We start from the raw sequence: 23813 nt of genomic DNA, 5'->3' as shown, positions 1-23813 counted from the left end.
CAGGGGCGGGGCGCGACGATCGGCGTCCCACCCGCTGCCTACACTTCCGGCCATGGACGACACGTCGCTGGAACAGCTCGGAGCGGGCAAGTACCTGCTCATCACCAGCTACCGCAAGAACGGCACCGGCGTGCCCACGCCGGTCTGGGTGGTCCGCGACGGGGACGCACTGGGCGTGTGGACGGTCGCCGACTCCTGGAAGGTCAAGCGCATCCGGGCCCGCGCCGACGTCCTCGTCGGCCCCTGTGACCTGCGCGGCAGGCCCACCGGCGAGTCGGTCCCCGCCACCGCCGAGATCTGCGACGAGGCGACCAGCGCCCGCTACCGCAGGCTCATCGCCCGCAAGTACGGGATCACCGGCCGCCTCACGCTGCTCGGCAGCCGACTGCGCCGCGGTGTCAACGGCACAGTCGGCATACGGATCACGCTGACGCCCTGATCCGCGGCACCGCGCCCGGACCTACCTCACGGACGTCCGGTGACGTGTCACGGGGCGTCCACCACCGTGCCCGTCAGCACCGGCGCGCCGGGCACCGGCTCACCGGACTCGTCGGCGATCTGGAAGCGCACCGACTCGGCCGGCTCGGTCACGCCGTCCTTGAGCGTCGGCACCACGAACTCCGTGCTCTTCTCCCCGGCGTCGACGGACGCCCACAGATAGAGACCGTCCACCTTGGACAACGGGCGTTCCGGATCAGGGGACGCACCGGAGTTGTCCAGGAGCCAGCGCGGGTCGACGTCCTTCGTCGACAGCTCCTGGCCACCGGTGACCGGCAGCACGGTGAACGACCCGCCGATCTCGACATCGGCCACCGCGGACAGGGACACCCGCCACTTCAACGGCTTCCCCTCGGCCACCCGGTCCGCGACCGGGGTCACGGAGATCGAGGGCATCGGGTCGTCGTTCTCCGCGGTCACCCCGCCCCGGTGGGAGCCCACCACGGCGGTACGGACCGCCTTCACGAAGACGTCGTGCGCCAGTTCATAGCCGTAGCGCGTGTTGCCCTCGACCTTCACCGGTACGTCGATGCCCTGCGTCCCGGGCCGGACCGTCACCAGCCGGTCCGTGACCTTGCCCGTGACCGGGTCGGCGACGAACAGGCGTACCTGCCCGCTGCCCTGCCCGGAGACCCGCACCGGCACCCGGTAGGTCCGAACGCCCGAGTCACCTTCCTTGACGGTGAGTCGGCCGACGTCGACCCGGGGCAGCGACGCCTCCCGCACGACCGGCGTGCCCGGCCGCCACGCCCAGGCGTCCATCAGCCAGGCCCGCCCGGACCTGGTGCGCGGCGTCAGTTCCAGGGACTTGACGTGCTTCAGGTCGAGGGCGGCCGCGTCGTCGGCCCCGATCGGCACACGCACCTCACGCGCCCAGTACGAGGCGGTCCGGTCCGACCCCGGCAGCCCGTCGACCTTGACCCGGCCGAGGGTCCGGTGCCGTCCGGAGACGTCGGTGACGGAGACGTCCAGCTGCGTCCCGGTGGTGTTGGGCGGCACGATGACGCGCAGCGCGAGCGCCTTGGCGCCGGTGAGGGACAGCGGCTGCTGAGGCCGGATCCGTGCGGCGGATCCCGCCGCGGTCCAGCTCAGCGCGACCGCTCGGCGGCCGGGCTCACGGTCGGTGTCCCACCGCGCGAAGTGCGGCGAGCCTCCGGCCGTCTCCGACGAGAGGCAGGCCTTGGCCGCGGAGGGGTCCACCGCCGAGCACAGCCGGGCGCCGCTCACGGTGACCTTGCCGTCCGGCAGGAAGCCGGGACCGCGCTTCGCGCCCACCGCGTGGGTGAGGACGTGTGCGGGACCGGCCGAGGGGGCGCGGCGGCCCGAGCCGTCGAGCAGCGGGCGGACCCGGTCGTCCCCGGCGACGAACAGCCGTGCCGCCGCCGCGATGTAGGTGGCGCCGGCCTTGTGCTGCTGGTCTGCGGTCAGCCGGGTCCTCGTGCCGGGGGAGCAGACCGGGTCGGGCTGCTCCTCGTCGTGCCAGAAGTCGTCGTCGGCGGGCGCCACGGCCTGGCCCGGCGTCCACTCGCTGTTGAAGAAGTTGTGGTTGGCGCCGACCATGTACACGGCGCTGTGCAGCGCGGTGCCCCGGCTGATCTGACGGGTGCCGTCGACGTACACCTCGCCCTGCAGGTCGGAGACGTCGCCGTCACAGCCCGGCAGGATGGTCATCGACGGCACATCGGCGACCGGATTCTGGCCGAAGATCGTCGGGCCGATGAGGACGGTGCCGCGAATGCGCCAGCGCACCGGGCCGTGATAGCCGTCCTGGGCCGCGGGCGGCGCGTAAAGGCTGTCCATCGCGGCCCGGTTGACGCCCTCGCCGCCCCGCGAGTGACCCACCAGCAGCACCCGGGACAGATCGGCCCTGGGTGCCTTGCGTACGGCCTCCGGTGCCGTGGCCGGGTGGGCGGACCAGTCGGCCCAGCGGGCGAGATGCTGCCGGACGAGCGAGGAACGGGCCTGCGCGCCGCCGTCCTCGGCCTGCCAGTCCTGGCCGTTGATGCCGTTGGCGGAGAGCGAGACCGTCACATAGCCCTGGGAGGCCAGGAGCCGCTGGTCGCGCAGATAACCCCGGTGGCTCGGCACCGGCTTGGAGCCGGCGGCGCAGGGCCAGTCGCCGGTGATCTCGCCCTGCGGGGTGTAGCAGGTGAAGTGGCGTCCGTGCAGGAAGAGAGCGAGCGGACGGCGGCCGTCGGCGTCCTTGGGCGCCACCACCACGGCCCGCATCTCCACCGGCTCGGCGAAACCGGGCAGCCGTACCGGGTCGAGGTCGTACTCGCCGGTGACGGTTCGGTAGGCGCCCGGCTTGCCGGGGTCGACCTGGTTCACCGGCAGCCGCTGCGGGACGGTCACCGCGGAGCGTGCGCCGGACGTGGCCTCGGGTGCGTCCAACCGGCGTCCGGCGGCCCGTACTTCAAGGTCGCGCACGGAGTCCAGACGGACCCCGTCGAGGCCGAGCCGGAATGTGCGCCCGTCCTTCCCGGGGGCGGGACGGCCGAGCAGGCGGTCGCCGGCGTAGAACTCGACCCGGGCATCCCCCATGGGTACACGGTCGTCGGACCGCCACACCAGCTTCCGCGCGGTGCCCTCACCGGTGATGCTCCAGTCGTCCGGCAGACCGGCGCCTTCGTCGACCGGGTCCGCCAACGCCCGTACGTCGGACGCCGGTTGAGCCTGGGCCCACCCTGGCGACGCCCCCACCACCGCGAGTAACGCCACCGCGGTGACCCATATTCGCCGGGCACGGATCACGTGCCCCTCCTTCCGCTCGCCCCGGGACGGCCCCGGGGCCCTCACTCCGAGAGGACGGCAGGAGATGCTTGTGCGTTGCCTGTGAAGGAAGGGGGCGCAGTGGCGCGAACGATTTCCGGCCGCGCCGTCCGTCTCACCGAGGACTGGGTGACCGGCCGACGGGAAAGGCCACCCCCATGAGCCGAACTCCCCGTCACCGCACCGCCGTTGTCGGCACCGGCCACCGCGCCCAGACCTTCACCCGGGCCCTCGCCGAACGCCCCGACCACCTGGTCGCCGCCCTCTGCGACCCCAGCCCCACCCGCATGGCCTTCCACAACCGGCTGCTGGCCGAGGCCGGCGAACCCGTCGCCACCCAGTGGGAGCCGGACCGCTTCGCCGACATGCTCGCGAAGGAGGAGATCGACAAGGTCGTCGTCACCACCGTCGACGCCGAGCACGACCGGTACATCGTCCCGGCCCTGAAGGCCGGCTGCCGCGTGATCACCGAGAAGCCGATGACCGTCGACGCGGACCGCTGTGCCCGCATCCTCGACACGGTCCGGGAGACCGGCAACTCCCTGACCGTCGCCTTCAACTACCGCTTCAACCCCGTGCACGAGAAGGTCCACGCCCTGCTCACCGAGGGCGCGATCGGCGAGATCCTCTCCGTGCACTTCGAGTGGCTGCTCGACGTACGCCACGGCGCCGACTACTTCCGCCGCTGGCACCGGGAGAAGCGGCACAGCGGCGGTCTGATGGTGCACAAGTCGGGCCACCACTTCGACCTGGTCAACTGGTGGCTCGCCGACGAGCCGAGGGACGTCTTCGGCTACGGGCGGCTCGGCTTCTACGGCCGTGCGGCGGGCGAACGCCACGGGCTGCGCCGGGACTACGACCGCGCCCACGGCGCCGACCGGCCGCCGACGATCCCTTCGCCCTGGACCTGGCGGCCGACGACACCCTGCGCGCCCTCTACCTCGACGCCGAGCGGGACGACGGGTACGTCCGCGACCGCAACGTCTTCGACGGGCCCGTCACCATCGAGGACGACATGGCCGTCCTGGTGCGGTACGCCAAGGGCACGACGATGACGTACCACCTCACGGCGTACTCCCCGTGGGAGGGCTACCGGGTGATGTTCAACGGCAGCGCCGGACGGCTGGAACTCGAAGTCGAGGAGAGCCGCTGGCAGCGGCCCCGGACCCGGATCGGCTCGCGCAGCGGGGCGCTGCACGGGGACACGGCGGCGGAGCACGCGGGCGGCGCACGGCTCACGCTGCGTCCGCTCTGGCGGCCTCCGGTGGACGTTCCGCTCGTGACCGCCCACGAGGCGCACGGCGGGGGAGACCCGCGCATGCTCGACGCCCTCTTCGGCCCCGTCGATCCCGCGCAGTCGGTCGACGCGGGTCCGGCCGGGCACCCCACGGCATGCGAACGCGACGGTGCGCTGGCCCTGGCCGTCGGGCTCGCCGCGAACCAGTGCTTCGAGACGGGGCGGCCCGTCGACGTACGGGAGTTGCTCCCCGGGATCCGGGACGCCTCAGGCGGTCAGGGACAGGCGGCTCAGGTCCAGGCCCGGTAGGGCTCGTCGACCAGCTGGAACACCGGCTCGCCCCGGACCGGGTCCTTCGCCGTGGACAGCCGGACCCGGTCCCCGCTGTGGATGCCGATGGGCGGGCCCATGACCCGGCCGCGTACGACGAACCCCTCGGCCATCTCGACCAGCGACACGTTGCGCGCGGCGGGGGTGTTGCGGTGCAGCACGGTGGAGTGGCGGACCGTTCCCACGCCCTCGCTGCGCTCCGTGCGCAGGTCACTGCCCTGGCAGACCGGGCACAGCAGCCGGTGGTACATGGCGGTGCCGCACCAGGTGCAGCGCTGGAAGAGCATGGCGTCGGTGTCCGGAGCCGCGGGGTCGAGGAGACCGGCCCCGAAGCCGGCGGTCTGACGAACAACGCTGCCTGAGTGGTGGTACACGCTGGTCAACTCCCTGCGCTCGGCCGGAATCCCACGTGCTCGGTTCATCCGGGCACGCACGTGCGCGGTTCACCGTGCCACCGCGCACAGCCGCAGCGTATGGCACTCAGTGCCAGACGTAAAGGCACTCCGTACCCTGAATCTGGCGGGATCCCGGATCAGTCGCGCCCGAGCGTGGTCTCGATCTCCTGCACGACCCGCCACAGCGGGGCTCCGCGCCGGGACACCACGACCACCACGTCGTCGGGCTCCTCGTCGAGCGCGGGACCCGGGGCGGGGGCGACACCGAAGGCGGACTGCACATACCCCAGCGCGTGGTCCACCGCGGCGCTCGAGTCGCCCTGCCCGTCCGACCGCAGCCACGAACGCAGCGCGTTGTTGTGCGCCGCGACCACGGCGGCGGCGATCACGTCGGCCTGCAGGGTTCCGTCGCGCCGGCCGGCGAAGCGCTCCCGCAGATACTCGGCCAGGGCGCGCTCGTAGCGCCACACCACCGACAGCTCGTACGCGCGCAGCCCCGGCACCTTCTTGGTGAGCCGGTAGCGCTGCACCGAGAAGGCCGGGTTCTCCGCGTACATGCGCAGCACCAGCCGGGCCGCGTCGCACACCCGCCGCACCGGCTCGTGCTCCGCGCCGCTCGTGGCGAGGAAGGCCGTCATGTCGGCCAGGCACCGCTCGTGGTCGGGGAAGACCACGTCCTCCTTGGACGGGAAGTAACGGAAGAACGACCGCCGCCCGACACCGGCCAGCGCCACGATGTCGTCGACCGTCGTCTGCTCGTAGCCCCGCTCGGTGAACAGCTGGAACGCCGCCGCGACCAGGGCCTCCCGCATCGGGGGTTTCGCCGTCGCGGCCTCCGCCTTCTCGCCGCGGCCGGGCGCCGCACTGCTGGAGCTCATGAACGGGAACGTAGCACCAGAGCGAGGCTGATGGCACTCAGTGCGCTGGTGGCAGGGTACTGAGTGCTGCGAGCTCCGTGTCCGTCACCGGTTCCCCGGAGGCGGGAAGGAGCTGCGGGATGCCGTCGATCACCGGATAACGGCGCCGGAGCCGGGGGTTGTAGAGCGCGGATCCCTGTCCGTCCAGGATCAGCGGGCCCTTGTCGAGCGGGCAGACCAGGATCTTCAGCAACGGGTCGTCGGGCCTCATGAGCGGTTCCCTTCGGGTGCGGGTCGGTCGGTGTGGTGACGGGGCAGGGTCAGTCGACGGCCAGGGCGAGCGCGGTGCCGCCCAGGCACAGGACGAGCCGCAGCGGGTCCTGGGGGAGCGGCTCGCCGAACGCGACCGTGCCGGCCGCCACGCCGAACACACAGGTGACGGTGGTGCACACGGGCACGATCAGCGAGGCCCGGCAGCGCTGCAGGGCGGTCTGCGAGAGCACGAGGCCACAGGCTCCGGTGAGGAGCAGGAGGTAGGGGTAGGGGGAGACGAGCAGGGCCGGGACGGCGTCGCCGAGCCCCGCGGTGGCGAGGTGTCCCGACACGCCCTTGATCGCGAGCGAGCTCACCCCGTACACCAGCCCGATGGCCACCGCGTACACCACGCCCGTCGGCGCCGGACGGTCGCTGCGCCGCCGGGCGCGGCGCTCGGCCGTGCCGTACAGCCACAGGCCGAGGGCGAGCGTGGGTAGGCACAGGGCGAGCAGGGGGCCGGCCGGAGCGGTGCGGGCGATCGGTTCGGTGCCGTCGTGCAGGGAGGCCACCATCATCAGCAGCGCCACCCCGATGACGGCGAGACCGCGCCGCTCCCCGGCCGTCAGCCGCTCGCCGAGCACCACCGAGGAGAGCAGGAGCAGCAGCACGAGTCCGGTGACGAACAGCCCTTGGGCGGCGGCGATCGGCAGCACACGGTAGACGGCCAGCTGAGCGGCGAAGCCCAGGGCCAGGGCCACGGCTCCGCCGAGCCACAGCGGGCTGCCGGCCAGCAGGAGCACCGCCCGGCCCGGCCGACCGGCGGACAGCGGCGGCAGCCCGGCCAGCGCCCGCTTCTCCAGCACGAACCCGGTGCTGTACAGGACGTTCGCCAGCAGTGCCGCGGCCACTCCCCACACCATCGCGCTACCTCCGCCGCGCGTGCACGAGGAGGATCGAGGCCACGGACGGCACCCGGCAGGCCAGCCGGTCCAGCGGGCGCAGCGGACGCGGAACCCCGTGGAAGGGGGCTCCCTCCAGCCGTACGACCTCGAAACCGGACGCGGTCACGAACTCCCGCAGCGCACGCGCCGTGAACAGCCGCAGATGGCCCACCACCTGGCTGCCCGGCCGGCCGTGGACACCGCGCAGGCTCACCTCCGAGAAGACGGGCTGCACGCCGCCGAGCAGCAGCGCCCGGTTGTACCAGGCGGCGAGATTCGGCGTGGAGAGCATCAGATGGCCGCCCGGCCGCAGCACCCGGCGCAGCTCGTCGAGGGCGCTGTCGGGGTCGACGAGATGCTCGACGACCTCGCTGAACAGCACCGCGTCCGCGCTGGCGGAAGCGAACGGAAGCCCGCCGTCGGACAGTTCCCCGCGCACCACCCGGGGCAGTCGCAGCGCCGCCCGGCGCAGCGCGTCCTGCGACCAGTCGACGCCCACGATCCGGTGCCCGTCCAGGATCCGCGCCGCGACGGCCGCCGCCGAGCCGTCCCCGCACCCCACGTCGAGCACGGTCGCGGGCTCGCGGCCCGGCCGTACGGGCCCGAGCGCGCGGGCCAGCAACCGCGCCTGGAGTCGGCTGCGGTCCTCGCCGGAGGCGACCGGGACGGCGGGGTCCTCGTAGAAGTCGCGCAGACCGGGGGCGGTGGCGTGGGCGGTCATGAGGTGCTCCGTGGGCCGTACGTCGTGCAGAGGCACTCCTCGAAGAGCCGGGCCAGGGCGGCGCCGGCCGCGTCGTCGAGGAGGTCGCGCGACCAGCGCAGCGTCATGTGCAGTCGGCCGCCGGTGGAGGCCGCCGCCAGGCTCAGTCCGCGGGGCATGCGGGCGGGCGCGGAGAACCACACGGCACCGGCCCGCCCCGCGTCGGCGAAGTCCAGCGGATACGGCAGCCGTCCGAGGTTGCTGAGCAGCAGGGTCGAGGTCCACGGGGCGACGGCCCGTCGCACGCCACGGGTGAGCCCTCCGCGCAGCCCGACCGGAAGCACGGGTGCGGTCAGCAGGGACGCCCCCGGTCCGAGCGGTGCGCGGCGCTGCGACTTCAGCGCCCGGGTGCGCCGCGCGGTGGTGTGCAGCAGCCGGGTCACCGCGGCCGGATCCGGACGCGGGGCCAGGAGCAGTGGCACGTCGGACCGGTCCTGCGGCGTCACCGGCACCTCGACGAGGCGTGTCCCGTTGCCGAGGGGCATCGCCATGTCGCGGGCACGGTCGTCCACGGGCATGGTGATCCGCACCGGGCGGTCGGGCCCGCCGTGGGAGTGGTTCCAGCGGCTCACCATCAGGGAGGCGGCGACCAGGAGCCGGTCGTTGACGGTCCAGGGAGCCGCCGGATCAGGTTGTGGCAGCGGCAGTTCCCTCAGCAGCATGCCGTTGGCGGCCGCGCCCCCTCGCGGCGGCCGGGCCACGGTGGACGAGGCCAGCCGCGCGGGCCGGGACCGTCGCATACGGCCGTCCCTGTGCTGTGCGACCTGCGCCCGGCGCGGGGGCGAGATCCCGCCCACGGCCGCGCTCTCCCCTCCTCCGTAGAGCGCGGCCGTCGTCGCGAGAACCCGCAGCCCGGTCGGCGCGTCGAGCGCGGTGTGGTGCAGGGTGAGCAGCAGGACGGTCCGTACACCGTCCAGCGCGACCACCTCCAGACGCAGGGGCGGCGACTGGGACAGCGGCGGGCACAGCGCGAGGGCCCGGGACCGGGCGCGGGCCAGCGCGTCGCGTCCCGGCCCGGCGAAACTCACCGGGTCCACGTCGGGCGTGCCCGTCAGCTCCCACTCGTAGGACCGCCGGTACCAGCGGTGCGGCGCCTGGCGTACGAGGATCCGGGAGTGGACGAGCAGGGCCCGGTGGAACGCCTCCTGCAGTCGCCGTGGGTCCGGCCGGCCGGGCAGATGGACCTCGATGTGGACCGTCTCCGGCTCGTCGTCGCTGAGGATGTGCCGGGACACCTCGTCGACGGTCGGGAACGCCAGCCGTGCCGACACCGGAGCCCTGCCACGCCCGACACGGGGCTCGACCGGAGGCGCGGTCACCGCGCACCACCCCTCCCGCCGAAGCGGGTTCTCGGCCGGCCCGTGCCGCTCGTCACCACGGCCGCGGCCAGGGCCACGAGGGCCAGCACCTGCGCGACCGCGCCGAACGCCCCGAGATCCGCGGCCACCGGCGCGCCCGCACCCGTGGCCGCCGCGATGCCCGCCCCCGCCATGGCCACCGCCGCGACCGGCACCAGGGCGCCGGGCCGTACCCGGGCGACCACCGCGAGCACGGGCACCACCAGAGCGAGCGGCCCCGCCACCAGCGCCAGGACGACAGTCAGCGCCACGGTGCCGAGAACCGGACCCGGCGCCGGTGGAACTCCCGTGTCCCCGGCGGCGTTTCGAGCCGCACGGCGCCGGCCGACGAAGGCGAGTGCCACGAGCGCGGCGACACCGGTAGCCCCGCCGATCAGCCCGGCGTGGTACAGCCCGGCGGGCTCGTACTCCATGCGCACGGTCCCGGACTTCCCGGCCGGGATCAGCCAGGCCTGCTGCCAGCCGTCGAGCCGGACCGGGATGAGCTCCTCACCGTTGAGCGTGGCCCTCCAGCCGTCGTTGAGGTTCTCGTACGTCCGCAGGTACGCCGCCGCGCCCGACCCGGCGGACACGGAGACCTCCCGGCTGTCGCCGGTCCACTCCCGCACGGTGACCTCACGGCCCGCCGTACCGGAGACGGCGCGTGGCTCGCCCCGGGACAGCGTGACGTCCGTGATCGCGAGCGGCCCGGTGCCGTTGGCCTCCACGCGGTGCCTGCCGAAGGCCAGTTCCACACCGCCCGGTTGCGCCTCGTCCCCGCAGAGCTCCACCTTCACCGGTCGACGCTCCGTCAGATCGCGGACCTGGCCGGACGCCTTCGTCGGGTGGAGCGTGCCGTCGACGTCGAGCGCCGGGCCCTGCCCGCACGGCAGCGAGAAGCGGGCGTCCGGTCCGGGCCGCTGAACCCGCAGGTCGGCCAGCGCGGGCACGTACAGCTCGCTGAGGCCCACCGGGAGTTGGAGCCGTTCGTCGGCCACGGGGTTGTAGAGGGTGAGCGGCGCGGTCCTGGTGACCGTGATGTCGAGGCGGTCCGTGGTGATCGCGTCGAACCGCGCCAGTCCGTCGGCGTCCACCTCGGCCGTCGCCGTGCCGTGCGGCGAGCTGATCCGCACCTCCTGGGGACGGGAGGACAGGCCGCCCGCCGCCCCGAAGACGATCTCGTCGATCTTCTTCCGGCCGGGCCAGCTCAGATGGATCACGGGCCGCTCCCCGGCGATCCAGGCGGTCGTCAGGTCGCCGTCGACCAGGTTCCGCGCGCCGAGCGCGGTCCCGCTGCCGCTCGTGGAGTCGGCGGACGCGGTGATCTTCTGGCGCTGCTGCGGCGCGACGCGGTCCAGCAGGCGGTCCAGTTCGTCGCCGGGGACGGCCACGGCCCGGGCGGACACGTCGTACGCGCTCGTGTCGCCGCGGGTGTGGAACTGCCGGTGCAGTCCCGCCTCCGTGGAGCCCGGAGCAAGCCCGCCCGGGTCGGTGCCGCGGTGCAGCGAGTACACCTGCGCGTCGGCGGCGGTGTGCTCGGCGTCGGTCGGCAGGGCCAGCAGCCGGGTCACCTGCACGCCCGGCACGGACACCTCGGAGAATCCGGCGCCCGACAGCCCCTGGCGAGCCGACTCGGCGTCCAGGATCTCGACCTTCAGCCACTTCGCCCGGCCCTCGGGGGCACGGACCGACTGCCGCTCACCGTCCGGCCGCAGGGTGCTGTCGGCCGAACCCCGGTCCGTCTCGATCCGCACCCGGGTGGGGGCGGGCCGCGTGGCGTCCGCGGGCAGTGGGGTGAGTTGGAGTGCCGAGGGGACTTCGGTCGGCCGGTCGAAGCCCACCCGCAGCCACTGGCCGGAGGGTTCGCCCGGGCTGCCCTCGGCCCAGGCGGTGTCCGGATCGCCGTCGAAGGCGTTCACCGGGTCGTACTGCGGCAGATGGAACAGCCAGTTGCCGCTGCTGGACGCGGTCACCGACGCCGCGCCGCGCAGGACGGCCGTCGTCTGATGGTCCACGCCCTGCGTGGGCAGGATCTGCCTCGGTTCCTCGCCCGGGTCCTGGAGGCTGCCGGAGGGGTTCCGCTCGGTGGGCGTGTAGGTGTACGAGGTGTTGGAGTTGACCAGGCCGAAGCGGGTGTCGGCGCGGCGCATTCCGTCGGCCTCGGCCTTGACCGCGGGGGTGTCGACGCCGGGATGGGCGTCCCCCGCCAGCACGGCGGGCCGGTCGCGCAGCGCCGGGTCGGCGGAGAGCTGGAGCAGCGCCTCGGGACCGCCGGTCACGACGGCCGTGTCCCCGGCCGCGGCGATACCGACCCGCACCGGTCGCTCGGCGGCGCCTTCGGGCTCGTAGATCTCGACCGCCTGGAGACGTGGGTAGAGGCCCTGCACCTGGACGGGCGTGTCGGAGGGGATGCGTCCGGCGGTCACGAGCGGGCCGAAGCCGGCGGCCTTGCGGTAGCCGGAGGCCTCCAGGGTCCGCCGCACCGTCTGCGGCGGCACGTAGCCGATCTGGTCGGGGTCGAGGTCGTTGCGCACGACCACCTCGTGCAGCCCCGCCCGCGCCAGATACGCCCGCAGGCCCGGCACCTCATCGCCCGACAGCAGCGCCTGCTCGACCGCGTCCATGGCCCGGCGCGAGCCCGCGGTGCCGAACGGCACGAAGTCCCGCTGTGCCCACCGGGTTTTCGCAAGCACGTCGAAGGGCTGGTCGATGGGGGAGCCCCAGGTGTGGATGCCGTGCGCGGTGGCCGGTACGACGAGCGCACGGCTGTCCGCGGCGTGCTCGTCCAGCCAGTCGGCGGCCTGTTCCCAGTGGGAGGGCAGCTTGGTGAACGCGCCCGGCTGCAGGATGGTGCCGTTCGCGTACGGCCAGGCCAGGCCCGGCAGCACGAGCAGCGCCGCGATCACCGGGACGTAGCGTCGGCCGTACGGCGCCCGGGTGCCCCGGCGCTCGGCGAGCACCGCCGTCAGGTGTGCCAGGCCCAGGGCGAGTGCGAGGGCGAGTCCCGGTTGGAACTTGTAGATGTTGCGGAACGGCCGCAGGGTGCCGTCGAGCCAGCTCTGCACGGTGTCGTGGAAGGGCGCGCCCAGGGCGCCGCCGTATCCGGCGAGGGCGAGCAGCGCCACCGCCAGCACGGTCAGCAGCAGCCAGCGCCGCTCGGGGATGTCCCGGCGGGCCAGTCCCGCCAGGCCCAGGGCGGCCGCGAACGCCGAGCCCAGCACGGTGACCACGGAGGCGGCGACGGTCCAGCCCGCCGGCAGCCAGGCCTCGCCGAAGTGGAGGTACGCCACCCAGTTGCCCGCCCCGCGCAGCAGTTCGGTCGCGGACATGGTGGCGGTGGTGGTGTCCGCCTGCTCGACGTACGGCATGAAGTCCTCGCCGTAGAAGCGCAGCAGCAGCAACGGCACCGTCCACCAGGCGGTCGCCAGCACCACGCCGGGCAGCCACCAGGCGAGCAGTGCGCGACGGCGGGGGCCCTTCGGGCGGCTGAGCAGGTAGAGGCCGACTGGCAGCAGCGATGCGAGAGTCGAGGCCGCGTTGACTCCGCCCATGAACGGCACGAGCAGCGCCGAGCGCGCGGCGGCGATACGGGGGCTCAGTGTCGCGGAGGTCAGGGGCAGCAGTACCCAGGGCAGCAGGGCGCCGGGCAGTGCGGCGGCGGACGTGGAGCCGACGACGACGGTGAAGGTGGGCCACAGGGCGTAGGCCACCGAGCCCAGCAGCCGGGACCGGGCCGAACCGACACCGAGCCGCTCCGCCAGCCGCAGGGCACCCCAGAACGCCGTGGTCACGACGATCGACAGCCACAGTCGCTCGGCCAGCCACACCGGGAGGTGCGCCAGGTCCGTCAGGGCGTAGTACGGCAGCATCGGAAAGGCGTAACCGACGTACTGGTCGGAGATGCCGCCGAAGCCCGCACGGTCGTGCCACAACCGGCCGAGGTCGCCGAGGAACCGCAGCGGATCGGCGGCCACACCGAGCTTCGTCTCGAAGGTCATCCGTCCCGGGGACACCGCGAGGAACGCGGTCAGCACAGCTGCCCAGAACCCGAACAGCAGGCGTCGCCCGTGCCGTTGAACGGGCGCGGCGGTCGGCGCGGGTGCGGGGGCGGCGGGTGCGGGAGCCTGGACGGTGGTGCTCATGAACGTGCCTCGCTGAGACGTGCCTGGTTGCCGAGGGGCGTCGCCGGAGCTGCGGTGCGGCGCAGGATCAGCAGGAGATTCCAGGTGGCGAACTCCCTCAGCCCGGGGATCCGGGTGACGGCGCTCGGGAGGACGGGCCAATAGCGGGAGCGGGCCGAGACGACGCGCACGTCCTCGCGGGCGCGCACCTGCCGCAGGGTGGGCCCGATGTGGACGGGGAAGAGGTTCTCGCCGACGGTGTGCTTGGCCTCGTGGCCGGTCCGTCGCCGGTGGCGCTCGCGTGCCCGGCTTGCTCCGAGGTAGTGCCAGGGCGCCATCTCGTGGCCGCCCCACGGCGAGAGCCAGTTGGTGAAGGAGACGTAGACCAGTCCGCCGGGCCGGGTCACCCGGACCAGCTCGCTGAGGAAGGTCTGCGGGTCGGCGACGTGCTCCAGGACGTTCGAGGTGAAGCACACGTCCGCGACTCCGTCGGGCACCGGCAGCAGATAGCCGTCGGCGACCACCGCGCCCTCCGGCGGGCGACCCCGCGCTCCCAGCTCGCGCGGGTCGGGCTCGAAGAGGTAGGCGTGGGCGCCCCGGCGGCGGAACTCCTCGGTGAAGTGGCCCGGGCCGCCGCCGACGTCGAGGACGATCCGGCCCCGCAGGTCCGTGTGGCGTGCCACCTGGGCGACCGCGTCGCGGGCCAGCAGGGAGTAGCAGCGGTCGGGGTCGGTCCGCTCCCGCAGGAAGGCTCGGAACAGCGTGAGCGATCTGCGCAGGGAGGGGTCTCTGAGGGGAGGTTCGACGGCCTCAGTCATGTGCGGTCACCTCAGGCGCGGGTGGGTCGGCGGGTGGCCTGCGGCGGGACGACGGGTCCGGGCGCGTCGCGTGGCAGGGAAGGGTCGGGCACCACGGTCGGGCCGCCCGGCGTGGACCGGGCCGCCGCGCGACACGCCTCCGCGGCCACCTCCCGGAACTGCCGCACGGTGCTGCTCCACCGGAAGTTCTCGGCGCGCGCCTCGGCGGCACGGCCCATGACCCTGCGGCGCTCGGGGCTGAGCGCGAGCGTGGACCAGGCAGCGGCGAAGGAGCTCTCGCCCCCGGCCAGCACACCCGTCACCCCGTTGACGACGGAGTCCCGCAGACCGGGTATGTCGAACCCGACCGCCGGAGTGCCGCGCGCGGCGGCCTCGGTCACCACCAGGCCCCAGCCCTCGACCAGGGACGGGTGCAGCAGCAGCCACGCCCGGCACAGCAAGCGGTGCTTCTCCGCCTCCGAGACCCGGCCGGTGAACACCACACCGGGCCCGGCCATGGCCTGCAGCCGCTCCCGCTCGGGGCCGTCGCCGACGATGACGAGCTGCCCGCCGGTGACCGGACGCACCCGCTCCCACAGCCGTAGCAGCAGATCGATCCGCTTGTACTCGACCAGTCGCCCGACCGCGATGAACAGTGGCTCGGGGGCCTTGGGCAGCAGCGGCCCGGGGGCGTCGACGCCGTTGTGCACCACCCTGATCCGGTCCGGCCGGACGCCGATGGAGCGCAGCGCCGCGGCGGTGGAGTCGGACACGGCGACCGTCAGGCTGCCGCGGTGCGGGCCGGCCAGCGCCCAGTGCTCCAGCCTGCGGCCCAGCCGGGCCATGGGACCCGGGTAGCGCATGTCCCACAGGTCGGTGTGCACATGGTTCACCAGGCACAGTGTCGGGCCCTTGTGCCACAGCGGTGCCAGGTACGGCATGCCGTTGCACACCTCCACCAGGAGGTCGCAGTCGCCGACCTGACGGGCGAACGCCCGCTTGGCGCGCAGGAAATGACCGGCGTCGCCACCCGCCGAGACCACGCGGTAGTCGCGGTATGCCGCCGGGCCGCCGCACAGCAGCGTGACCTGGTGGCCCGCGGCGGTGAGGCCGTCGGCGACGCGGTCGACGAGCAGTTCGGAGCCGCCTGCCGCGGGGTTGTCCAGGTCGCGGCGGGCGAGGAAGACGATCCGGCGCGGGAAAGGGGACGTGCCGGAGGCGGTGCCGTCGGTGCCGGGCGTACGACGCCGACCGGCGTGCGGGGGAGCGGTATGGGCGTGAGCGGCGGTGATCCTCTCCTGGCCGGGGACCAGGGAGGAAGCGTGCTGGGGCATCGTTGCTCCAACTCGTCGGATGCGGGGGGTGGGGAGCCGGGCGTCCGGGGAAGACACGCTGGGCGGGGACGTTGTGTGACGGTTGGGCCGGTTCCGGGAGAACGCGGAGGTACTGGTTGGTAACGTCAGTTTTCGGAGAGGCCGCCCGGTACGGCTACGCACGCGGGTGACAATTTCTCCCTGCTCACACGCCCGGGTCAGTCACCTGTGTGAGTCCTGTCCACCCGCAGTGAGTCCGCCGGTGCCGCTCGTCGCCGCCGCTCACGGACCAGGAACGTCAGTCCGGCGGCCGTGAGCACACCGCCCGCGACGGTGGTGAGCGTGGGCGCGGTCTCGCCCAGGACCTCCAGCCGGCGACTGTCGCGTGCGGTCTGCGCCACCTGGGTGCGCCGGGTCGCGTCGGTGAACTCCAGCCGGTCGCTGGCCAGCAGCGTGACCGCGTCGGACCGGGCGCCGGGAGCGCGGAGCGTGATCCGCGGCGCGATGCGGGCGTTCATGATCCGGCCCGTGCGCCGCTCCACCACCAGCTCGATCCGGGCGTTGGCGTACCACTCCTCGGCCGTCACCTGCCGCTGCTTCGGCCGTCCCACCAGCGATCCGGGTACCTCGCGGGTCACGCCCGTGCGCCTGGGTGCCACGCTTCCGGTGAAGCGGTAGCCCTCGTGTCCGAGCACCTTCTCGGTGCCGGAGTACTTCAGCGGTACGGCCCCGCCCAGCACGCCGTCCCACCAGCGGTGGGTGCGTTTGTGCACGTCGAACGGGAACTTCAGATAGGCGTCGCCCTGGAAGGACGGCTGCTCGCCGCAGCAGTGCACCGGCAGGTTGGTCCGCCGGTCGGTGACCCAGCGCTCGGTGGTCCACTGCAGCGACCTGCGCGGGTCCCGAAGCGGCAGGGTGGCGGGGGTGTCGATCTGCGTGGAGACGTTCCACACCGCGTGTCCGCTGCGCTCGGCGGCGGCCACGTCGCCCACGATCCGGCGGGTGATCGTGATCTGCTTCCCGTGCACGGTCTCCAGGACGCCGGTGTCGAAATAGCTGCCGGTCCCGGTGAGGACCGAGTCGGTCTCGACGTCCACGGGCGTGCGTTTGACCCGTGGCTCCACATACCGGTCGAGCAGCTGGCCGAAAACCAGCGCGAACACGCCCAAACCGAGCAGAATCAGCGGCAGAACGGAAGCTGTACGGCGCATGAGGGCACTCCGGTGGCAGCGGAAGGAGGCGGACTGTGCGGCCGTGCGCTGGACAGTCCGGCTCACCCGGGGCGAAGATGGCCTACCGGGGAGTAAGTAGTTATGACCGGCGAAATTAAGCCGCTATTGACCCGGTGTCAACAGTGACTCAATACTGATCGTGCCGGACCGGGCCGGAACGCTGGGTGACCACCTCCTCGAACGAGAGGCTCCTCGTCCCCATGCCCAGAATCCTCGCCGCCCTGCTGACCTGCGCACTCTCCGCCGCCCTGGCCACGGGCGCCGCCTTCGGCCTCGTCACCGCCCTGAGCGCCACCCCCGAGCAGCCGAACGTGCCGCTCGTCACCTTCCCCGACCCTTCCGGCGACCGGTCCGCACCCGCGCCGTCCACGCCGTCCGCGGACCGCTAGGAGATGGTGCCCGTGCCCGCACCCCCCGCCTGGCGCAAGGTGCCGCCCGACCAGGTACGGCGGTTCGCCGACCTGGCCATGGAGCAGGTACCGGACATCGCCCAGGACATCCTGCGGGCCATGCGCCGGGAGTTCCCCAACCTGGAGCTGACGACCGACGAGACGGGCGAGCCGAAGGCACTCATGGCGATCCGGCTCGCGCTCGAGAGCTTCGTTGCACAGCTGACCACCGACATCGAACGACCCCGCGAACTCCCCGAGGTCTTCCGGGAGTTCGGCCGCAACCAGGCCCTCGCGGGACGCCGCCTGGACTCCCTCCAGGCGATTTACCGGCTCAACGTACGGCTGGCCTGGCGCAGCCTCGCCGAGATCGGGCAGCAGGTCGAGATCCCGCCACCCGCGATGTACGAACTCGCCGAGTCCGCGTTCGAGTACCTCGACGAACTCGTGTCCCACTCCCTGCACGGCTACGCCGAGGTCGCCGCCGGCCAGGCGGGGGAGCGGATCCGTCGCCAGCGCCTGCTGGTCGACCTCCTCCTCACCGAGCACCGCACCGACCCGACGGCCGCCCTCGCGGAACGCGCCGTCGCCGTCGACTGGCCGTTGCCCGACGAGATCGCCGTCGCCGTCCTGCTCCGCCCCACCCAGCAGCTCGTCACGCCCGCCCTCGGTGACGAGGTCCTGCTGGACATGGACGGTGAACAGCCCCGGCTGGTGCTTCCGGATCCCGAAGCACCCGGCCGCGTCGAGCGGCTGCGCCGCGCCATGGGCGGCTGGTCCGGAGCCATCGGGCCCAGCGTTCCCGTGACGCGGGCCGCCACGTCACTGCACTGGGCGACGGCGGCCGCGAAGATGATCCAGGAGGGCCTGCTTCCCCAGGGCCGCCTCCTGCGCTGCAGCGAGCACGCCGAGGCGCTCGTCCTGCTCCCCGCCGAGATACTGATCGACGACCTCGCGCGCCGTCGGCTGGACCGGCTGACCGAGGCCGGACCGGAACAGGCCCGCCGTCTCGCCGAGACCCTGCTCGCCTGGCTGGAGACCCAGGGCGGCGCGCCCGAGGTGGCCGCCCGGCTCGGTGTCCATCCCCAGACGGTGCGCAACCGGCTACGCCAGATCCGGGATCTGTGGGGCGACGACCTGGACGATCCCGAGCGGCGCTTCGAACTCGAACTGGTCCTGCGGACGCGCCGGTTGCGCGGCGGGCTCGGCGAGCCGGAGGCCTGACCGAGTAGCCGGGGCGAGCGTCGCGGCGCAGGTACGGCGACCCTGATCGACCTGCTGATTGTCCGTTGTTGCCGGCCCGCGTACGATCGGCTGCCGCCGCAGCCGAGGAGCCCCGCATGCCGCCCGCCCGACCCCGCATCCTGTACGTCACCGACCTGGCCTACCAGGCACGCGGGCGCCGCTACTGCGACGAGGACATCTTCCTCACCTCCCGGCTGCGCGACGACTTCGACCTCGCCCTGTGCCATCCCCGGGACACGGTCGCGCTCATGGACGCCTTCGACGCGGTCGTCGTCCGCAACAGCGGCCCGGTCCTGGCCCACCAGGACGCGTACGACGAGTTCCGCCGACGCGCGACCGCCGACGGGACACGCGTCTACAACCCGCTCACGGGGAAGGCCGACATGGCCGGCAAGCAGTACCTGCTCGACCTGACCGCAGCCGGGTACCCGGTCATCCCCACCGTGGACCGTGCCGAGGATCTGAGCCTCCTGCCCGAGGCCGACCGGTACGTCGTCAAGCCCAAGTTCGGCGCCGACTCCATGGGACTTCGGTTCGTGTCCATGGACGGTGCGCGGGAGTCGGCCGGCGGGGATGTCCTGGTCCAGCCGTGTGTCGACTTCGCCTACGAGGTCTCGTTCTACTTCGTCGACCACGACTTCCAGTACGCCCTGTACGCGCCGCACACCGACCGACGCTGGCAACTGGAACCGTACGAACCCGCCGACGGCGACCTGGAGTTCGCCCGGCGCTTCATCCAGTGGAACGGCATCGGCCATGGCATCCAGCGCGTCGACGCCTGCCGCGCGCCGGGCGGCGAGCTCCTGCTGGTCGAGTTGGAGGACCTGAACCCGTATCTGTCGCTGGACGCCCTGGACGACACACGACGGGACGCCTTCGTCGCCGCGATGACGGCGTCCCTGCACCACTTCCTCGCCGCGGAGGCCTGACCGCCGCGCGCCCGCCGGGTTCCGCTGAACCGGCGGGACGCCAACCCCGTATCACTCCTCGGGGATTGGCGATGCCCCGTGCGGACGGGGACGGAAGGAGAGCGGCGTGCCCACACGGCCCGAGCCCGAGGAGCCGGACGACGGCCCGGCCCTGGAACCCATCCACGTCCTGCGCCCACGTCGCACCGACGCCCTCGCGGAGCTGTTCAAGGAGTGGGAGGAGGACAACGCCCGCTACGAGACCGTGCCCCTGCCCGGTGCCGAGGACGCGACACAGGAACTGCCGTCCGTCGCCGGGGAGACGAGGGGCGTACGGCGGGGCGGTGTCCAGCCCGGTCCGGCCGTCTCCGGCCCCGGATTTCGTCGTACCGCCGTAGCGGTGGCCGTGACGGCGGCCGCTGTCATCGGCTTCGGGGGCGCTCTCCTGTTCGCCGGCCGTGACGACGACGTCGCGGCCCGGGAACCGGCTCCGTCCCCGACCGCCTCCGCGTCGGCCGAGCCCGCACCGCCCGCGCCGGACGCCCCCGAAGACCCCGCCTGCACGGCGTCCGTCCGGACCGTCAACAGCTGGCAGGGCGGCTTCCAGGGCGAGGTGACGGTCACCAACGCGCCCGCGTCCTCGGCATCCGGCTGGACCGCGACGGTCGTACCGCCCGACGGAGCCCGCCTCACGCAGGTCTGGGACGGCGCCCTCTCCACGACCGCGGACGGCAGGGCCACTGTCTCCAACGCCTCGTGGAACGGCACCTTGGCGCCCGGCGCGAGCGTCACCTTCGGGTTCCTCGCCGACACCTCGGACTCGACCGGGGAGCCGGCGGCGACGGTCACCTGTGCGGCGACCTCAGGGGCCGGGTGAACTGCTCAGCGCCCGTGGTCGATCAGCGCCTGGGACACCGCGCGCACGCTGCGGGCGATGTGCTGGAGCTGCATGACCTCCGCCGCGTACAACTTGATGGTGTGTTCGATGACCGACTCGGGCATGCCGAGCGCGGGCAGGTCGGCCCGTGCCGTCTGCAGTGCCGTGCGCGCGACCCGGATCTCGTTCTGGACCTGGATCTGCGCGTGCCGGGCGAGCAGCACGGGGTGGCGGATCAGCGCGGGGTAGCTGGCGTAGCGGGCCGGCACCAACTCGCGCAGCCACTTGGTCGCGGAGCGTTCCCAGTCGTAGGAACCGGGGGTCTTGACCTGGCACGGCCAGTCGGTGCTGATGCGCGTGGTCGTCAGTGGCATGGTCATCGCTTCCGGGTGTGCGGCGTCGTATGGGGTGTCCGACGGGGTCGGCGCGGCCCCGGCCTAGGGGATGACCGGGGCCGCCGCCACGGGCGCTCGCGCAGGCGATGCCCGACCGAACAGCCCGGGCGCCGACGCGGGTAGGAGACGGCGGCTTCGGCTGTTCGCGGAGGAGCCCGGAAAAGGCAGGCGGCGTTCGCACGGCGGATGGGGTGACGTGCGCATGAGCGGACCGACTGCTTTCTGCGGGCGGGTGGTGCGTGTGAAGTATTTATATATGCCGTCCGCTTTGCAAGACGTATGAAAACATTCATGCGCGCTTTGAAATGAATGGTGCCGCTGTGCTCCGGTTTGCCTGAGGGGATGGGGCCCTGCGCGAGCGGGCGATGGAGGGGATCAGTCCCGCAGGAAGAACTGGTGCTCGTCGGAGATGTGCTCGTACTCCTCCAGCCGGGCCTGTGTGCGCTCCGGGTCGGCGTCGGTCATGGCCTGCAGCAGCGCGGCGGCCATCACGCCGGGCGCGGCGTAGGAGTCGAAGACCAGGCGGGAGCCGGTGCCGGTGGCGAAGACGACGTCGGCCGTGTCGGCGACCGGCCCGAGCGCCAGGTCGGTTACCAGGGCGACCTTGAGCCCGGCGCTGCGCGCGACCCGGACGGCGGTGAGCGTCTCCTGGGCGTGCCGCGGCATGGAGAACGCCAGCACCCAGGTGCCGCCGGCCTCGCGCGACTGCAGCAGCGCGTCGTAGGCGACGCTGCCGCCCCGGGTCACCAGCCGCACGTCCGGGTGGATACGGCGCGCGGCGTAGGCGAAGTACTCGGCGAGGGACCCCGAGATGCGCAGCCCGAGGATGGTCAGCGGGGTCGACTGCGACAGCTTGCGGCCGATGTCGATCACCTGGTCGGGGGAGGCGAAGTCGCGCCGCAGGTTCTCCAGGTTCTCGATCTCGGCGTCCACCGCGGCCTGCAGTTCGTTGGCGCCGTTCTCCTCGGCCGCCGCCGGACCCCCGGCGAGGGTGCCCAGGGCGATCGACTGGAGCTTCTCCCGTAGCGCGGGGTAACCGCTGAAGCCGACCGCCGCGGCGAAGCGTGTCACCGAGGGCTGGCTCACGCCGACCCGGTCCGCCAGATCGGTGATCGAAAGGAACGCGGCCTCGGTGATGTGCTCGATCAGATACTGGGCGATGCGCCGCTGCCCCGGCGACAGCCTGGGCTGGTCGAAAAGCGTCCTGAGCTGGGAAGTCGGGGATGCCTCGGCCTCCGAAGCCGTCTTTCCCGAGGTGATCGCGGATGCCTGCGCGCGTGCCTGCTGGGGCGATGGCACCGGTGCTCCTTTGTCTCCCACAGTGCCTCAACATAGCTCACACATCGTGGCGACCCTGGGCACTGCGAGGGGCAACGCTCAGCGGCGATAGATCGTGATCGAATGGCCGACCGTGTCGATGGGGCGACTGCTGTCGATCAATTCGGCCAGCCGCCCGGTCGCCTTGGCCACCGAGGAGCCCGACACGACCAGCAGCCCGCGCACTTCGCCGACCGGCACCTTGCGGGGATCGGCGGCGCGGATGCCGTAGAAGGACGGCACCCCGCTGCCCTTGTACACGAGCCAGACGCGCTCGCCCGGGTACCGCTCGCGCAGCCGGTCGGCCAGCCGGCCGAGGTCCTGGCCCCAGTCCACGTTGGAGTCGTGCAACCGCAGCCGCGTCTTCTCCGGGCCCCCGAACGCCTCGTTGGAGTACGGCAGATAGTAGGGATACGTCCGCACCGAGCTGACCGCGACGAACAGCACCAGCGCCCCCACCGCGACCGTCACCCACCGCCGTCGCACCGCGAGCACACAGCCCGCCGCCACCGCCAGGAACATCGGCACGAACACGGCGTACCGCGTGCCGAAGTCCCGCGACCCGAGCATCGCCGCGGCCAGCAGCACCCCCGTGGGCACCAGCAGATACGTCGCCACCGGCCGCAGCCGCCGTACCGCCACCAAGACGACGACACCCGCCGCCCACAGCACGAGCATGCCGAGCGGCGTCTTCACCAGCAGCGCGGCCGGCAGGTAGTACCAGAGCGAGCCCGTGTAGAGCCGGCCGAACAGAAAGCCCTGCCACGGGTAGTTCTCGAAGGCGAACTGGACGCGCATTCCGTCCCGGTAGGCCTCCGGGAACGGCAGCAGATCCACGACCAGCCCTCGCAGCCCGCGCACGACCGGCACCGGCTGTTCCGGCGCCCAGCGCAGCCTCGGATCGACCACGAGATACGAGGCCCATACGACGGCGACGGCGGCCAACGCCACGACGCCGACGCCCCCGACCGCGCGCACGAGCGCCCTGCGGCGCGGCTCGGTCGACGGCCTCGCACACCACACGGACAGGGCCGTGAGTGCCAGCAGCACCGGGACCGCCGCCAGCATGCTCATCTTCGTCGCCAGCGCCGCCCCGAGCGCCATGCCTGCGAGTGGCACGCACCACTGCGGCCGGCGCCGGGCCCGCCACACCAGCCAGACCGACGCCAGTACGAACCCGGCCGCCGGAACGTCCAGCGTCGCGAGCGAGCCGTGCGCGATGAGGTCGGGGGAGAAGGCGTACAGCGCGAGCGCCGCCAAACCCCCGACCACACCGGCGAGTTCACGGGCGAAGGCGAAAACGATCAACCCGAACAGCAGCGTCAGAACGATCACGGGGAGACGGGCGAACAGCATCAGTCGCCACGGGTCGTTGCCGGACTCGTACAGCAGATGCCGCCCCAACCGGCCCTGATCGCCGGTGAAGGAGCGGTCGACATGCGGATCGGCCAGCGCCACCCCCACGCCGATGACCAGCTTTCCCAGCGGTGGATGCTCGGGGTTGTGCCGCAGGCGGTGCTCGTGCAGATACTCGGCCGCCGTGCCCACGTACACGGGTTCGTCGATCGTCGGGGTCTGCTGCACGGCCGTCGTCACCATCGCGACGGCCATCTGGCCCAGCAGCGCGACCACGAGGAGGGGCATGAGCCAGGGCCGCCCGACCCACCGCCGCCAGCGCGGGGCCTCGGACGCACGGGAAGTGCCCGAAGCGCGGGGGGCGGTGGGGCGCGCCCCCGATGCCGGGGCCGAGTGCGGTTCGAGCGCCATCATCCGCTCCGCGGTGCCGCCGACCCCGCGGCGGCGGGTGCTGATCCAGAGCCGGCCCATGGGCCTACTC

The 23813-nt window shown here is 72.9% G+C and carries 18 protein-coding genes and 2 pseudogenes; 6 read left to right on the top strand and 14 right to left on the bottom strand.

The annotated features are described in order from the left end of the window. The first annotated feature begins 52 nt into the window (after positions 1–52). Positions 53–439 carry a PPOX class F420-dependent oxidoreductase gene (locus ABD932_RS35315; protein ID WP_345019275.1) on the top strand — a complete coding sequence of 129 codons (387 nt, stop codon included), beginning with the start codon at positions 53–55 and terminating at the stop codon, positions 437–439. A 47-nt stretch (positions 440–486) separates the two neighbouring features. Here the strand turns inward: ABD932_RS35315 and ABD932_RS35310 are convergent, their stop codons facing one another. Further along, positions 487–3252 (bottom strand): hypothetical protein, encoded by a 2766-nt coding sequence (locus ABD932_RS35310; protein ID WP_345019273.1) that lies wholly within the window; start codon positions 3250–3252, stop codon positions 487–489. Positions 3253–3428: 176 nt separating this feature from the next. Here ABD932_RS35310 and ABD932_RS35305 point away from each other — a divergent pair. Next, a pseudogene (locus tag ABD932_RS35305) lies at positions 3429–4816 on the top strand (Gfo/Idh/MocA family protein). On the opposite strand, the gene ABD932_RS35300 reads toward ABD932_RS35305, so the two are convergent. The 10 genes and pseudogenes from ABD932_RS35300 to pgfA all read right to left on the bottom strand — a co-directional run bounded on the left by ABD932_RS35300 (position 4798) and on the right by pgfA (position 16824). Further along, a complete protein-coding gene (locus ABD932_RS35300; protein ID WP_126399130.1) occupies positions 4798–5211 on the bottom strand; it encodes a Zn-ribbon domain-containing OB-fold protein in 414 nt (137 codons plus the stop codon). The pseudogene ABD932_RS35305 and the gene ABD932_RS35300 overlap by 19 nt on opposite strands. Positions 5212–5369: 158 nt before the next feature. Continuing rightward, a complete protein-coding gene (locus tag ABD932_RS35295) occupies positions 5370–6110 on the bottom strand; it encodes a TetR family transcriptional regulator (protein ID WP_345019272.1) in 741 nt (246 codons plus the stop codon). Positions 6111–6147: 37 nt separating this feature from the next. Then, positions 6148–6360 carry a Trm112 family protein gene (locus tag ABD932_RS35290; RefSeq protein ID WP_345019270.1) on the bottom strand — a complete coding sequence of 71 codons (213 nt, stop codon included), beginning with the start codon at positions 6358–6360 and terminating at the stop codon, positions 6148–6150. Between the two features lie 14 nt (positions 6361–6374). Beyond that, positions 6375–7264, bottom strand: a pseudogene (locus ABD932_RS35285) (DMT family transporter); the annotation flags it as partial. Positions 7265–7268: 4 nt separating this feature from the next. Continuing rightward, positions 7269–8006: a class I SAM-dependent methyltransferase gene (locus ABD932_RS35280; protein ID WP_345019267.1), complete on the bottom strand. Its 738-nt coding sequence runs from the start codon at positions 8004–8006 to the stop codon at positions 7269–7271. Continuing rightward, on the bottom strand, positions 8003–9364 hold the full coding sequence (locus tag ABD932_RS35275) for a condensation protein (RefSeq protein WP_345019266.1): 1362 nt from the start codon (positions 9362–9364) through the stop codon (positions 8003–8005). Before ABD932_RS35275 ends, ABD932_RS35280 begins: the two co-directional genes overlap by 4 nt. Next, positions 9361–13524: an alpha-(1->3)-arabinofuranosyltransferase domain-containing protein gene (locus ABD932_RS35270; RefSeq protein ID WP_345019264.1), complete on the bottom strand. Its 4164-nt coding sequence runs from the start codon at positions 13522–13524 to the stop codon at positions 9361–9363. Before ABD932_RS35270 ends, ABD932_RS35275 begins: the two co-directional genes overlap by 4 nt. Further along, a complete protein-coding gene (locus tag ABD932_RS35265) occupies positions 13521–14321 on the bottom strand; it encodes a class I SAM-dependent methyltransferase (protein ID WP_345019262.1) in 801 nt (266 codons plus the stop codon). Before ABD932_RS35265 ends, ABD932_RS35270 begins: the two co-directional genes overlap by 4 nt. An 11-nt stretch (positions 14322–14332) precedes the next feature. Further along, positions 14333–15634 (bottom strand): glycosyltransferase family 4 protein, encoded by a 1302-nt coding sequence (locus tag ABD932_RS35260; RefSeq protein WP_345019260.1) that lies wholly within the window; start codon positions 15632–15634, stop codon positions 14333–14335. Positions 15635–15831: 197 nt separating this feature from the next. Then, positions 15832–16824: a cell envelope lipid trafficking protein PgfA gene (gene pgfA / locus ABD932_RS35255; RefSeq protein WP_345019259.1), complete on the bottom strand. Its 993-nt coding sequence runs from the start codon at positions 16822–16824 to the stop codon at positions 15832–15834. A 185-nt stretch (positions 16825–17009) separates the two neighbouring features. Between pgfA and ABD932_RS35250 the strand changes: the two genes are divergently transcribed. From ABD932_RS35250 to ABD932_RS35235, 4 genes are all read left to right on the top strand, one after another. Continuing rightward, entirely contained in the window at positions 17010–17234 is a 225-nt protein-coding gene (locus tag ABD932_RS35250; protein ID WP_345019257.1) for a hypothetical protein, read from the top strand. Between the two features lie 3 nt (positions 17235–17237). Continuing rightward, positions 17238–18458, top strand: coding sequence for a PucR-like N-terminal domain-containing protein (locus ABD932_RS35245; protein ID WP_425587566.1), 1221 nt, complete (start codon positions 17238–17240; stop codon positions 18456–18458). Positions 18459–18574: 116 nt separating this feature from the next. Beyond that, positions 18575–19408 (top strand): ATP-grasp domain-containing protein, encoded by an 834-nt coding sequence (locus ABD932_RS35240; RefSeq protein WP_345019256.1) that lies wholly within the window; start codon positions 18575–18577, stop codon positions 19406–19408. 106 nt (positions 19409–19514) lie between these two features. Continuing rightward, positions 19515–20264: a cellulose binding domain-containing protein gene (locus ABD932_RS35235; RefSeq protein ID WP_345019254.1), complete on the top strand. Its 750-nt coding sequence runs from the start codon at positions 19515–19517 to the stop codon at positions 20262–20264. A 5-nt stretch (positions 20265–20269) separates the two neighbouring features. Here ABD932_RS35235 and ABD932_RS35230 read toward each other — a convergent pair whose 3' ends face one another. From ABD932_RS35230 to ABD932_RS35220, 3 genes are all read right to left on the bottom strand, one after another. After that, positions 20270–20644, bottom strand: a complete 375-nt coding sequence (locus ABD932_RS35230) for a hypothetical protein (RefSeq protein WP_345019252.1) — start codon at positions 20642–20644, stop codon at positions 20270–20272. Between the two features lie 390 nt (positions 20645–21034). After that, entirely contained in the window at positions 21035–21958 is a 924-nt protein-coding gene (locus ABD932_RS35225) for a MurR/RpiR family transcriptional regulator (RefSeq protein WP_345019251.1), read from the bottom strand. Between the two features lie 78 nt (positions 21959–22036). Beyond that, positions 22037–23803 carry a phospholipid carrier-dependent glycosyltransferase gene (locus tag ABD932_RS35220; protein ID WP_425587565.1) on the bottom strand — a complete coding sequence of 589 codons (1767 nt, stop codon included), beginning with the start codon at positions 23801–23803 and terminating at the stop codon, positions 22037–22039. Positions 23804–23813 lie beyond the last annotated feature (10 nt).

This window comes from Streptomyces shaanxiensis (assembly GCF_039537145.1).
In the GTDB taxonomy this organism is placed as follows: domain Bacteria; phylum Actinomycetota; class Actinomycetes; order Streptomycetales; family Streptomycetaceae; genus Streptomyces; species Streptomyces shaanxiensis.
The sequence above is the reverse complement of the archived record's forward strand: the minus strand, read 5'-3'. Positions and strand labels throughout refer to the sequence as shown.